14 protein-coding genes are annotated in these 12,899 nt (G+C 53.5%); 10 read left to right on the top strand and 4 right to left on the bottom strand.

All coding sequences use genetic code 11. From position 1 onward, the window contains the following. Positions 1-24 precede the first annotated feature (24 nt). On the top strand, positions 25-1,530 hold the full coding sequence (gene lysS, locus GPK89_RS12920; RefSeq protein ID WP_215693661.1) for a lysine--tRNA ligase: 1,506 nt from the start codon (positions 25-27) through the stop codon (positions 1,528-1,530). Between the two features lie 274 nt (positions 1,531-1,804). On the opposite strand, the gene GPK89_RS12915 is transcribed toward lysS, so the two are convergent. Next, positions 1,805-2,239 carry a YaiI/YqxD family protein gene (locus tag GPK89_RS12915; protein ID WP_078783346.1) on the bottom strand — a complete coding sequence of 145 codons (435 nt, stop codon included), beginning with the start codon at positions 2,237-2,239 and terminating at the stop codon, positions 1,805-1,807. Further along, positions 2,236-2,928, bottom strand: coding sequence for an alpha/beta hydrolase (locus GPK89_RS12910; protein WP_242943378.1), 693 nt, complete (start codon positions 2,926-2,928; stop codon positions 2,236-2,238). Before GPK89_RS12910 ends, GPK89_RS12915 begins: the two co-directional genes overlap by 4 nt. 445 nt (positions 2,929-3,373) lie before the next feature. Between GPK89_RS12910 and GPK89_RS12905 the strand changes: the two genes are divergently transcribed. The 9 genes from GPK89_RS12905 (at position 3,374) to GPK89_RS12865 (ending at position 11,414) form a co-directional block, all read left to right on the top strand. Then, the gene (locus GPK89_RS12905; protein ID WP_078783347.1) at positions 3,374-3,913 is read left to right on the top strand and encodes a DUF5697 family protein; all 540 of its coding nucleotides are present in this window, start codon (positions 3,374-3,376) and stop codon (positions 3,911-3,913) included. Continuing rightward, complete coding sequence (locus GPK89_RS12900; RefSeq protein WP_215693659.1) at positions 3,903-4,568, top strand: DUF6100 family protein; 666 nt, start codon at positions 3,903-3,905, stop codon at positions 4,566-4,568. Before GPK89_RS12905 ends, GPK89_RS12900 begins: the two co-directional genes overlap by 11 nt. Before the next feature lie 112 nt (positions 4,569-4,680). Then, positions 4,681-5,808, top strand: coding sequence for a hypothetical protein (locus tag GPK89_RS12895; protein WP_215693657.1), 1,128 nt, complete (start codon positions 4,681-4,683; stop codon positions 5,806-5,808). Next, positions 5,805-7,712, top strand: coding sequence for a VirD4-like conjugal transfer protein, CD1115 family (locus GPK89_RS12890; protein WP_078785657.1), 1,908 nt, complete (start codon positions 5,805-5,807; stop codon positions 7,710-7,712). Before GPK89_RS12895 ends, GPK89_RS12890 begins: the two co-directional genes overlap by 4 nt. After that, the gene (locus tag GPK89_RS12885; protein WP_215693655.1) at positions 7,696-8,733 is read left to right on the top strand and encodes a S1 RNA-binding domain-containing protein; all 1,038 of its coding nucleotides are present in this window, start codon (positions 7,696-7,698) and stop codon (positions 8,731-8,733) included. Before GPK89_RS12890 ends, GPK89_RS12885 begins: the two co-directional genes overlap by 17 nt. Before the next feature lie 59 nt (positions 8,734-8,792). Beyond that, positions 8,793-9,611: a DUF6017 domain-containing protein gene (locus tag GPK89_RS12880; RefSeq protein WP_200805200.1), complete on the top strand. Its 819-nt coding sequence runs from the start codon at positions 8,793-8,795 to the stop codon at positions 9,609-9,611. Positions 9,612-9,745: 134 nt separating this feature from the next. Then, on the top strand, positions 9,746-10,135 hold the full coding sequence (locus GPK89_RS12875) for a zinc-finger-containing protein (RefSeq protein WP_215693653.1): 390 nt from the start codon (positions 9,746-9,748) through the stop codon (positions 10,133-10,135). A 5-nt stretch (positions 10,136-10,140) separates the two neighbouring features. After that, positions 10,141-10,710, top strand: a complete 570-nt coding sequence (locus GPK89_RS12870) for a sigma factor (protein ID WP_215693651.1) — start codon at positions 10,141-10,143, stop codon at positions 10,708-10,710. A 17-nt stretch (positions 10,711-10,727) separates the two neighbouring features. Then, positions 10,728-11,414 carry a hypothetical protein gene (locus tag GPK89_RS12865; RefSeq protein ID WP_215693649.1) on the top strand — a complete coding sequence of 229 codons (687 nt, stop codon included), beginning with the start codon at positions 10,728-10,730 and terminating at the stop codon, positions 11,412-11,414. Between the two features lie 71 nt (positions 11,415-11,485). Here GPK89_RS12865 and GPK89_RS12860 read toward each other — a convergent pair whose 3' ends face one another. Beyond that, on the bottom strand, positions 11,486-12,136 hold the full coding sequence (locus GPK89_RS12860) for a helix-turn-helix domain-containing protein (protein ID WP_215693648.1): 651 nt from the start codon (positions 12,134-12,136) through the stop codon (positions 11,486-11,488). Then, positions 12,117-12,794: a DUF3990 domain-containing protein gene (locus GPK89_RS12855; protein ID WP_078785522.1), complete on the bottom strand. Its 678-nt coding sequence runs from the start codon at positions 12,792-12,794 to the stop codon at positions 12,117-12,119. The genes GPK89_RS12860 and GPK89_RS12855 overlap by 20 nt, the downstream gene beginning before the upstream one ends. Positions 12,795-12,899 lie beyond the last annotated feature (105 nt).

The raw sequence follows: 12,899 nt of genomic DNA, 5'->3' as shown, positions 1-12,899 counted from the left end.
AAAATCACGAAAGGACGATCTCACATGGAGCAGAATAAGCCCCAGACCGAGCAGGAAATCAGCCAGCAGGCCGCCGTGCGCCGCCAAAAGCTGGCTGACCTGTGCGAAGCCGGTCACAACCCCTTTGAAATCACAAAATATGCGCAGGATGCGTACTCGGCCGACCTCAAACAGGAGTTTGCCGACCTGCCCGCCGAAGCCGAGACCGGTAAGATCGTCTCTTTGGCCGGCCGCATGATGTCCAAGCGCGTCATGGGCAAGGCCAGCTTTGCCCATCTGCGCGACCAGAAGGGCGACATCCAGATTTTTGTCAAGCGCGACCTGCTGGGCGATGAGGCCTATGCCGCTTTCAAAAAGCTGGACATCGGTGATATCATCGGCGTCAAGGGCGAAGTGTTCCGCACCAAGATGGGCGAGATTTCCGTCCGCATCAGTGAGCTGACCCTGCTCTCCAAGAGCCTGCTTCCCCTGCCCGAGAAGTTCCACGGCTTGACCGACCGCGAGGCCCGCTACCGTCAGCGCTATGTTGACCTCATCGTCAACCCCGAGGTCAAGGACACCTTCGTCAAGCGCAGCCTGATTCTGAAGGAGATCCGTGCCTACCTGGACGAGAAGGGCTTCCTGGAGGTCGACACACCTATTCTGACCCCGTTTGAGATCGGTGCGTCCGCCCGCCCCTTCTACACCCACCACAACACCCTGAACATGGACATGGTGCTGCGCATTGAGACCGAGCTGTACCTCAAGCGCCTGATCGTGGGTGGCATGGACCGCGTGTATGAGGTCGGCCGCATCTTCCGCAACGAGGGCATGGACCCGAAGCATAACCCCGAGTTCACGACCATCGAGCTGTACCAGGCTTTCACCGACTTCCACGGCATGATGGATCTGGTTGAGGAGATGTACAAGCGTCTGGCCCTCAAGGTCTGCGGCAGCTTGGAGATCACCTATCAGGGCAAGCAGATCGACATGGGCCACTGGGAGCGCCTGACGATGGTCGAAGCTGTCAAAAAGTATTCCGGTGTTGATTTCAACGACTGGAAGACTGATGAGGACGCTATCGCCGCCGCCAAGGAGCACCATGTGGAGCTGCCCGAAGTCCCGACCAAGGGGGCTATCCTGGCTGAGTTCTTCGACGCCTTTGTCGAGGACAAGCTCATCCAGCCTACGTTCATCTACGACTACCCTGTCGAGATCAGCCCGCTTGCCAAGCGCAAGCCCAATGATCCGGCCTTCACCGAGCGGTTTGAGTACTTCATCGACTGCACCGAGTACGGCAATGCGTTCAGCGAGCTGAACGACCCCATCGACCAGAAAGCCCGCTTCGAGCGCCAGGTCGCCGAGCGCAAGGCCATCGAGCCTGATTGCAAGGCGCAGGTCGACTATGACTATGTGACCGCCCTTGAGTACGGCCTGCCCCCCACAGGCGGTCTGGGCTTCGGCGTTGACCGCCTGGTCATGCTGTTGACGGACAGCGCGTCCATTCGTGATGTGCTGCTATTCCCCACGATGAAGCCTATTGACCAGTAAATTGTCAATTTAAGCACAAAAAAGCCTGAAATTTCTTGATGATACGAGAAATTTCAGGCTTTTTCTTTTGGCGGGTTTCTAACTGAAATCATGCCCTACGCCAATCTTACGCCAAACGATGTATAAACTTATGCAAGAGAAAAAGAGCGTTGTTCCCGTTTGGCATAAAATTCGAGCTGACGGGGTGTAGATGTAGGTTTACGGCCACTTGTATTAAGAGCAGGCTTTATTTTTAATAAAATTTACACCGTTTTCAGATGCCTTAGAAAGAGCTTTACACAGTCTGCAAAATTCTTCCTAAAGTGTTTCTATATGTTATGTCTTGCTCCTTCGTTCGCTTGGATGCCCCTTTAGGGTGCTTCCCGGCGCGGAGGAGCTTTTTGTTTTCGTGGCGGCGGAACAGCAGCCCGTCGATATTTTCGGGCGTGTACTCTAAGCCGTTTTGGTTCAGCACACGGGCGCGGCGCGCCAGACACATACTTGCCAGCCCGTAGTCCTGCGTAATAACAAGGTCGCCCGCGCATACGCGGTTCACCAGTGCAAAATCCACGCTGTCGGCACCCTTGCCAAAGGTTAGGGTTTGTGCGCCGTCGCGCTGAATTTGGTGGGCAGTATCGCATAGAATCAGCACGGGAACGTTATATTTTGCGGCCGTCTGAAGGGTCAGATCCACCACCGGGCAGCCATCGGCATCTATCAGAATCGTCATTTCTCGCTCTCCATAGTCCAGGCAAACGCCCTTGCTGTCCGCAGGTCGGCATCCTTGAAGTGACCGCCTGCGTTCCATTCCAGTGTGCAATCTGCGCCGCGCCGAGTCAGGGCGGTGTGCAGGGCGCGGATGTTGTCACCCACAGCCGCCATCGTCTGATTTTTGGTATGTTCCTCGCGGTCACCAAGGCTGAGGTAAACGCGCTGCGTTTGGATAGGGTGCGCCGCTTCGTATTCTGGCCAGCCGGGAAACCACACGGACGGCGAAGCCGCCGCCACGCCGTACAGGGTATCGGTCCGGGTTGCCGCCCACAGCGCAAACAGCCCCGCCAGCGAGTAGCCGCCCAAAATAACCTTGGCATCTTCCTTTATAGAATACTGCCGACGGATGCTCGGCACAGCCTGCTCCAGCCACGCCAGCGTATCCTCTGCCCTGCCGCCGAAGCCCTGCTTGCCCCACGCGGGCGGTGCGGACCAAGGCGACAGGTCGTCGTTCCAATTTTCCACGGGGACAGCGACCAGCAAAAACGGTCGTGCGGTTTGCCGTCGCAGGGCTTCCGCTTCCCGTTCCATCCCTGCAGGGTCGTGCTCGTCCGCCATTTGCAGCAGCAGGTATTCGGCGCCGACCGTGCCATAGACTCGGCAGGTTCTGTTTTGTATCTGCAATACCCGGTCATCCATAAAATTCATGATTCCTTTTCTTTGCTTTCTTTTGCATTATAATGCCTGCACACCAAAGAATCAAGATTGCGCCGGATGCACTGCCTTGAAAGTTTTTTGCCGCACTTGCATTACATCTGCACCACATCCGCACAGTGATTGTATATACGTGTATAATCTCGTATGTTACAATTAGTATGTTCAAAATAGGGTTCAGCCAAAAAGGTTGGACATTTTCACCTAGAGTCGTACCTGACTTTTTTCAGGCACGGCTCTTTTTGTTTTGGGCAATTTCTGATTTTGGAGGTTTTGCAGTTGGCCGTAATACGTCCGCCTTGACGCAATGATTACTCAATAAAAAGTCGAATACGCAAAAGAACGTATTGATTGCGTATTAGCGGCCTGTGGCTATGCTGCCGACAGTACCTAATACGTCTTTATGCGTCCTTAATGCGCAATAAGGATGGTGATTTTATTGAAAAACCGCGCAGCGATCTATCAGCGGGAAGCCGCTGAAATGCTGCATAACATCTCGCTGTACCCCGGTCTGACCGAAGAGCAGCTTTGCCGATTCTTCCCCGAAAAGGAAGCGGCAGCAAAAACTTTGCTTGCCCATATGCTAAAAGAGGGGCGCATCTTCTGCTCCGGGAATGACCGCTACTACGCAAATAGAGAAGTGCAAGGCAACGCAGTCAAGGACTTATCCCGCTGTGTCTGGGTCTTGCTCGACTTCATAGATCAGGTGGAATACCACACTGTTGGAGAATTTCCGGCAGCTATTCTCTGTTTTGCAAATGGAGAACTGTATGAAATCGTGCCTATCCCGCAGGGCAAGGAAACTATGATTTGCCAGCTACTGCGCCAGCCACAGAAAGATGCCGGCAAGCGCATCGTGGTGGTAGATGATGCTGCCCAGATTGAGCTGCTGAACATTCCGCAGGTGGCCGGTTTCTGCACGGTGGCCGAGGACGGCACCGTCAGCTACTACAAAAAGGAGGCCGCGCTTGAATCCTGACGTACTTTTGAACCGCATCCGTTTGGAGCAGCGCGGGCTCATCGATATCCACAAAAAGCTATACGAGATGGAACATCTGCTCCCCGCGCCCGACCCGATGCAGTTTGCCAAAACTGCCGAGAGCGCGGCACTTCTCAGTGAGAAAAGCACGGCGCGTCTTCGCAATATGTTCTTTTCTGTGTCTAACGAGCCGCCGATTTATTACTACCCCAAGGCAGCCGAGGTGCAGGGCATCCGCGTGTGGGCATCTGATAATTATTTGCGAGTTCTGCTCCCTGCGCTTCTGCCGGATAAAAAGAAGCGGGACGGCTGTAAATTCCTTTTGCTGCCACTACAGGCGGCACTGGTGCAAAGCGGACCACTTCCCCATTTCTCCGATTGCGTGATTTGCGTGGAGCATATCTATGACCACAATCTGCCAATCAAAGCCGTGCGGGATTATGACAATCTGGAACTGAAAGCTGTCATAGATGTCATTGCTACATTCTGTCTGACAGACGATACCGGGGCGTTGTGCGATTCTTTCCAGACGACCCGATTTGGATATTCGTCCTCTACCGTGATAACTGTAATGCCGAAAAATTGCTTTTCGGCATGGCTGAACGCCCCAAAATCGGCTGAAAACCGACCTCCACTTTTTCCTAAAAATACGTAAAAAACAGATACCTGTGCTTGAAAATGACTTTTCCGCGTTGTTGTAAGCCGATTCATACCCCAATCGGCAGCGACTTTCGCCGGAGTCAAAGAAGGCACGGTTAAATTCCGAGGTGATTTCTATTTCTTCTGCTTTTCCTGTCCTGCCCGCGCAAGACAGCCTCTATTATGAACTTTTGGCGCTTACAGCCATCTGCGGCGAGGTTCCTTGTGCGTGTGCTGATCGTCTTACCTCAAGCAAAAGTTACCGAAAAAAAGTTGTGACGAGCCTGACACACGGCAAGCTCCTGCGCATCTTCTCCAAAGATCATCTTCGCGGCTATCGGCTCGGTATCCGTGGCAAACGTCTTTTGCGGGAACGAGCGCCAGAACGATTTCAATTCTATCTGTCAGGTCGCACCGACACCAACTCCATCAAATCATCCCCTGCCCGTCGTCTGCGGCTGCACCGTATTGCGCAAGCCTATGTCACGATGTTGAATGCAGGTGCGGCGATTTATCGGGATGAAAAGCCCCCTGTATTTGTGCCTGGTGGCAGCAGTCCTTGCCGCATTGAATCAACCGCTTTTTATGATTCCCGCGAGATGAAAGAACTGGGTCTTGAAATGATAAAGGTTCACGGCTCCCGCATGGTAGGCTCACTGATGACCCCATCCCACACCTTTGCTGTGTTCAACGGCATGGATGCTGTTCCGACCTTTGACACGCAAATCGAACAGCGGGGAAAAATCATGCTGCAAAATATCCGCTATATGCGGACTGGCGCAAGTCACACGCCTGATGGCATCCTGCTGTCCGATCAGTGGGCAGTGATGACTACTCTGCTGAAAGATGCAAAGACCTACAAGAAAGAACACTTCCTTTTTGGCGAAGGCTACGAACATTTCTACTTTCTCACCAATGACTACCACGGCGAGACGCTGTTGTGGCTGCTCTGTCGCCCGGATGTCATCGGGCAACTAAACGCCACGCTGTTGCAAGAACTCCAGCTGCCTTGCCGTAATGCTTTCATCGAAAACGATGCTCGTACCGATGCAGGCGCGCCGATTCTGTTCTGCTATCTGCCGGATCTGCCGCGTCTGTTTCGATTCCTGTCTGCCTTGGAGTTGCTGCAAATGAAGGGGGCCATCCTCTGCTTTGATTTTCAGGCAGGCGCGCTGCGGCCACTCTGCGGCGACAAGGTCGAACTGCAGATCATCGACTTTGCCGAGTTCGAGAGGAGGTTTCTGACTTCGCCATGAAACGTCCTTCAAAAAGATGGCAGATTCTGTTGGCAGTCACGCTGCTGCTCTACGCCTGCGGCTACTTGACGCAGTTCATCGGCAACTATGCTGTCTGGCAGAAAAACGGCGGTATGCCGGGCGGTACTTCCCCGCCGTTTTCCTCTTTGACGCCGCTGGCTTGCCTCAAAGGTATTTTGTGGTTTCCGTACAGCCTTTACTGTATGGCAGGCTGCGCAGCAGCAGTCGCCGCGATTTTCCTGTACCGAAAGTTATTCAGCCAAGATGCCTTAACGGATTCTGAGCGCAACTTTGATTTCTCTGCGAAAGGCACTTACGGCACGTCCGGCTGGATGCAGCCGCGAGAAATTCCTGCTGTGCTGAATATAGTTTCCGACCTGTCCCAGCATACGGGCACCGTGCTGGGGATTCTCGACGGCAGGTTTCTTTGCATCCCGGAGAAAACCCGTATGAACGGCAACCTCGCCGTCTACGGTGCCAGCGGCTCGATGAAAACCCGTTCGTTCTGTATGAACCGCATCCTGCAAAGCGCTGCCCGCGGAGAGTCGCTGATTATCTGTGACCCCAAATCGGAACTCTACGAAAAATCCAGCGAATATATGCGAGTTTTGGGCTACACGGTGCGGGTGTTCAACCTCGTCAGCCCCGAAAATTCCGATTCATGGAACTGCCTGAAAGAAATTGAGGGGCAGGAGCTGATGGCGCAGCTTTTCGTGGATGTCATCATTAAGAATACCAACGGCACAGGCAAGAGCGATCGTTTCTGGGATTCCGGCGAGATGAATCTGTTGAAAGCGCTGGTCTTATACGTTGACCTCACCTACCCGCCGGAACAGCGGAATATTGGTGAGGTGTACAACCTTATCACGCAATGCAGCGAAAGTCAGTTGGACAGCCTGTTTGATGTTCTGCCACTGACACACCCCGCCAAAGCACCGTACAGCCTGTACCAGCGGGCCTCGGATTCGGTGCGCAGCGGTGTTATCAGCGGGCTGGGCAGCCGGTTGCAAGTATTTCAGTCTGAGCTGATTAAGAAAATTACTGCGTATGACGAAATCAGCCTTGAACTGCCAGGGCAGCAGCCCTGCGCCTACTATCTAGTCACCAGCGATCAAGACAGCACCTTTGACTTTCTTGCATCGCTGTTCCTGTCCTTTGCCTTCATCAAACTCGTCCGATATGCCGATGCCAACTGCCCCGGCGGGCGGCTTCCTGTTCCGGTTCATGTGCTGGGCGAGGAATTGACCGCCTGTGGTACGATTTCCGAATTATCCCGGCGCATCAGCGTCATTCGCTCCCGCAACATCTCTATGTCCTGCGTATTCCAGAATCTTGCCGGTCTGCAAAACCGCTATCCGCAGAACCAGTGGCAGGAGATTTTGGGCAACTGCGATGTGCAGCTTTTTCTCGGCTGCACGGATCAGCTGACCGCCGAATACGTTTCCCAGCGTACCGGCATCGCCAGCGTGGCGGTGTCCAGTACCTCCAAGGTTCTAAGCACCCTGCGCGTCTCCGACTACACGCCACAATACCGCGAAAGCAGCGGCGTTGGCAAACGACCGGTGCTTACCCCGGATGAAGTGCTGCGCCTGCCGGTAGATGAAGCGCTCGTGATATTGCGCGGCCACAAGGTTCTGAAAGTCCACAAGATGGACTACTCTCTGCACCCCGCTTACAAGCAGTTGCGGGAGTGCAAAGCATCTGCCCATATCCCGGAATGGCGGAAAGTCTTACCAGAAACACTCGAAGCTCCCCCGGCGGAAACAGCTAAGGCGTCACCTAAGGTGCCGCCTAGACGCCGCGGCCGTCCCGCCAAATCAAAAGCGGTGGTTGCCACCGACAAAGAATCTATCATAACAAAACCTGAAAACGAAAAGGAGATTCCTCATGGAAATGAACAGTGACATTTTTACCCCCGACCTGCCTATCCCCGAACTTGTGGAGTTTGAGGATGCACCCATTCCCGCCCCTGTCGAAGAAGAAAAGCCTGCCGAGACTCCCCCGCCCCGCCGCAGACGCAAAGCGGATGCCCCGGTGCTGACCATTGAAAGCGGTGACGAAATCGAAACCGAGGATGCCCGCGAAGCTGCTGCCTGGCACGAAATTCACAACGCCTACCGCACACGGCGCATCCTCTTCGCACCGTTGGGCGGTATCGAGCAGACCGACAGCGGCAAGACGATTGCCGTTGTGGACTACAACGGCTTCCGCATCGTCATTCCTCTCAAAGAAATGATGGTCGCCCCGAGCGCTGCCAACAGTACCGACAGCATGGCCGTCCGCCAGATGAAGCTGCTGGGCAATATGCTGGGCGCGGAAATCGACTTTGTCATCCTGGGTATTGACTCCAAGAGCCGCAGTGTGGTTGCCAGCCGCCGCGAAGCCATGATGCGCAAACGCCAGCTTTTCTATTTCAGCCCAGATGCCAACGGTGAGTACCGCGTCCGGGAGGGGCGCGTGGTGCAGGCTCGCGTTATTGCCGTTGCCGACAAATCCATCCGTGTGGAGATTTTCGGCGTGGAGTGTTCCATCATGGCGCGGAATCTGGCATGGGACTGGATCGGTGATGCCCATGACCGTTTTGCTGTGGGCGACCAGATTCTTGTCCGCGTGACCGAAGTGAACAAAACCTCACAGGAAGAAATGTCTGTCCACGCTGATGTCAAAAGCATCACCGAGAATACCAGCCGCGAAGCCTTGAAGCGTTGCCGTGTGCAGAGCAAATACGCCGGCCGCGTCACCGATGTACATAAAGGCATCGTCTATGTGCGGCTTTCCAACGGTGTCAACGCCGTGGCTCACTCCTGCTATGACCGCCGCACACCCGGCAAAAAGGACGACGTCAGCTTTGTGGTAACAAAGCTGGACGAGGAACGTAGCATCGCCGTGGGTATTATCACCCGCATTATCCGTCAGAATCTGTAACCGATGAACCGTGAGCAGTCCCGGCGGCTGCCCATCTTTTACATGAAAGGATTCGTAAAATGGCTGTTTTTCGCGTAGAGCGCATTAAGGATTATACCGTTATGAGCAATCATCATCTTCGCAATAAAAATTTGTCACTGAAAGCAAAGGGCCTGCTGTCGCAGATGCTTTCCCTGCCGGACGACTGGGATTATACCCTCAAAGGGCTTGCCGCCATCAACAAGGAGAGCGTTGACGCTATCCGTACAGCCATTTGGGAACTGGAGGACACAGGGTATGTGGTGCGTACCCGCGTCCGGGATGAACGCGGCTGTCTGCGAGGCTGCGATTACTATGTCTATGAGTACCCGCAAGCGTCCTCGTCCGGCTCCGATGGCAGCGCTGAATCCGTGCCGCCTATGCTGGAACCCCTTGCATCGGATTCTGCTGTACAGGAAAATCCCATACAATTAAATAAAGAAATACAAAATAAAGAGAAACAAAATACGGATCTGATCTTATCCGAGAGCGAGACCGTGCGGACAAAAGTCCGCGACAACATTGAGCTGGACCTGCTTTGCCGCAATCAGCCGGAGAGCGCCCCCGTGATGCAGGAAATCTACGAGTTGGTCGTGGAGACAATCCAGCTTCGCAGCCCTGTACTGCGGCTTGGAAACAACCTGTTCCCGATGGCCTTGGTGCGGGAACGGCTGTTACAGCTGACAAGCGAGCATATCCGTTTTGTCCTTGATGGCCTGCGTAATCTGCACACAGACGTTAAAAATCTCAAAAAGTACCTTCTGACGATGCTGTTCAATGCGCCTGTCACGCTGAACGGCAGGACGATGCTGGATGTACGCAAATCTGTCGGTGGCGGATCCCGTCCGATGCTGGCGTAACGCCGCGAAGATATGAACAAATTGTAAAATTTGAAAAAGTGGCCGAAATTTTTTAATTTTTTCGTGTGAGATGACAGTAATAAGGGCAAATAGGTTTTTTCGGCCTATTTTCAACAAATTGGAGGTGAAATTCTATGAAACAAGCTCGTATCCATTGTCCCTACTGCGGCTCTCTTGCCATGCTGCGCCCGGCAAGCGCGATTCATGGTCTGTCCGACATTTCCGCAGGAACGTACCTGTACGTCTGCCGCCGCTGGCCTGCCTGTGATGCCTATGTCACAGCAGACCGCCGCACGAAACAGCCGCTCGGCACCCTTGCCAACGGAGATTTGCGGCATAAACGCATTCTTGCCCACCATGCACTGCACAGTGTACAGGCACAGCTTGGCATGAACCGAGACCAGAGTTACTGCTGGCTGCAAACGCAGATGGGACTGCCCGGAGATCAGGTACATATTGCCAAGTGCGGCGACTACCGCTGTGAGCAAATCATCCGCATCTGCGAGAATGCGACTGCGAGGTGACGGTTATGAAATGCGTGAAAAGGCTCACAGCTGACCAACAGCGTTTGGCAGAAGAAAATCTGAGCATCGTAGAGCGCGTCCTGCGGTTCGACATCAATGTCAATCCCTGCGTTGCTGGTCTTGGCTATGAGGACTTGTATCAAGAGGGCTGTGTCTGGCTCTGCAATGCAGCACTGACCTTCGACCCAGCGCGCGGTAGCTTTGCATCCTATGCCCGGCAGGTCGTACAGAATGGTCTTGTCAGTTACTGCCGCAACCTTACGGGAAAACAATGCCGCATGATTTCTCTGGCAGAGATGAAGCCAACTGCACTTGCCGCATTAGAAGTACAACATAGCGCTCCCTTCGATATTGAGTGCGAGACTCCCCTGCTGCTTGCCGCCGCAGAATCTCAATACAGTGGCGTGACCCGCAAGGGCGTCCATGCGCTGGCGTTGCAAGTCTCCGGCATACCGCTTACCGCAGTTGCTACTCGCATGAGCGCCCCGCCCAACCACGTTTCGGCGTGGATCAGCCGTGCTGTCCACAAATTGCGAAACGATGAATCTTTTCTCTCATCTCTACACGAAAATTAAAATTTGGAGGTTCCCTTATGAAAATGCTTTACACTGCCAATGGCCGTTATATCCGCTGCTGCACCGAAGAAGGCACCCGCCCGGTCATCATCGTCTGCGAAAAAGAGTACGAGGTCGATGTGCAAGAGTTTATGCTCTGGTCCATCCTCAACTGGCGCATCCTGCGGGAAGAGGAAATCAGCAGCTTCTACGAGAAGATGGCGAGCAGTTCCAATGTCACCATCCACCGCAGCTGGCAGGACTGTGTGCAGCGCCTGCTAGTTCGCGGGCTCATTGTGGTTGGCACCGGGGATACCGAGTATGATGCGCTATATGATTTGCTCTCCTGCCGCTTTATCATCCCCATCGGTGCGGCATGGCCGCTGCGGGTGCTGTCGTTCCTCAAACTGACGTTTTTGGAGGGCATCTCTTGGAAAATCACCCGCCGCCTGTTCCACGTTGATGCCCGTAGCGCCTGCGAGAAAAAAGTCATCCGCCTTGCCCGGCAGACACCGCTCTCGTGCGCGGAAATTATCAAGTGCATCGAAATGGACATCCGCCGCCTGAAGGACGGCTACGATGTGCTGGACAAGCTGTATGACGACAACGACCTGAACTGCGACAACTTCGCCCATGCAGTGCGGGAGTACCGTTGCAGCCGCGAGGTCATCACGGCAGTGTCAAACCTTTACCTGCGGCAGCAAATTATGCTTGATACTTACTGATGCGATAACCGACAAAATAGAAGCGGAAGATTCCCGCTGTCTTAAATGAGAATCTTCCGCTTCTATTCATATTATTGCTGTGGGACTTTTTCCATCAGATCATCTATACTGCAATGCAGGACACGTGCCAAGCGCAGCAAGGTTTCCCCTTGCGCCTTGTTAATGTCTTTCTGGCGTTGCTCATATTGCTGGATGGTGCGCACGGGGATTTCTGCCTGTCGTGCCAGTTCCGACTGGCTCATTTCGGCCAGTGTGCGCAGGCTCTTTAGGTTTGTTTCCGGCTTTGCTGCGCGGTACAGTTCGTTCATCTTATCAGCAAACTGGCGAACGTCCATTTCATGGTAGGGCGTATACAGCATTCGCACCTTGGAAATCGGCACAGCCTGCTCAATTTCAGAGAAGCGCAGCCCGGTATCCCACTGGTAATATGCGATAGCCCAGCCCGTCCAGTATTCGAGACTGCGGTCATACGCATAGGATGCCTTGCGGACGGGTTCTGGCTCCCCCGCCTGTTCCAGTACCCTGCGGGCAAGTTCCACACCGGAAGTGCCTGCCAAAATAGTGCTATCACCGAGTTCAAAGCGATGGGAAATCTCGCTCATTAAAAACCAGTTCCATACTGTTTCCAGCGGATACTGTAAATCATTGACCATGTAGTCCAGCATACGCGCAAGACATTTTTGTGCAGCGGTAAGATAATTTTTATCGTAAGCGTGGATCACTGGGCTTCATCTCCTCGTCAAGGATGGTTGTAATGTAAAGATCGCCCCTTTGGCGGCGGTTCCGCTCTACATCAAAGTATTGGCGGCGGGCGGCCTGGTCACGGAACGCTTTCTTCTTATACCATTCTTTGGCGTCTGCTGTATCATAGCCCATAAATTTCAGCTGCTCAAAGGCTTTTCGGCTTTTCAGTACAAATTGCTGACCCAGTTTGCCAAGGCGCATAGCGCTACACAACTGGCGATACGAGATTGCACCGTTGATAAAGTCAGAGGCAAAGGAAAAGTAGCTGTCATCGGCACGATAGCCGATAATGACATCTGCCGTTTTGTAGTCCAGATGAAAATTCTGTAAGAGATAATCCTTAGCTTCCGCCGCCAGCGGTGTGGACGCATCAAACTCACGGTTTTCAAGCAGAATCGTCAGCCAGTGCAGCATTGTATATTCCGGGGCATTCAAATCGAGAATCGTCAAACCGTCACATTCGATTTGATACTCATTTGCATAACCGTTGTGGTCAATACTTACGCCCCACTCTTTCGCCATGTTCGGGTTTTCGGTGCAGTAGAAGCCAACGCCATAGTCATTGTAGGGCTTTCCATAGCCATATTGGGGCTTTTCAATAATGTGATCCGAGCCGTGATAAATCGTCTTTTTCATCAGACCACCTCCTCATTGCAATTATACTCCTGCGGGAGTATAATTGCAAGCGCGTTGTTATCATCGTGCAGGAGCCCATACAAAATCCACCGTTGACATCCACAA

The organism is Gemmiger formicilis, from assembly GCF_018784445.1.
Classification (GTDB): domain Bacteria; phylum Bacillota; class Clostridia; order Oscillospirales; family Ruminococcaceae; genus Gemmiger.
This window is presented reverse-complemented; position numbering and strand designations above follow the sequence as displayed.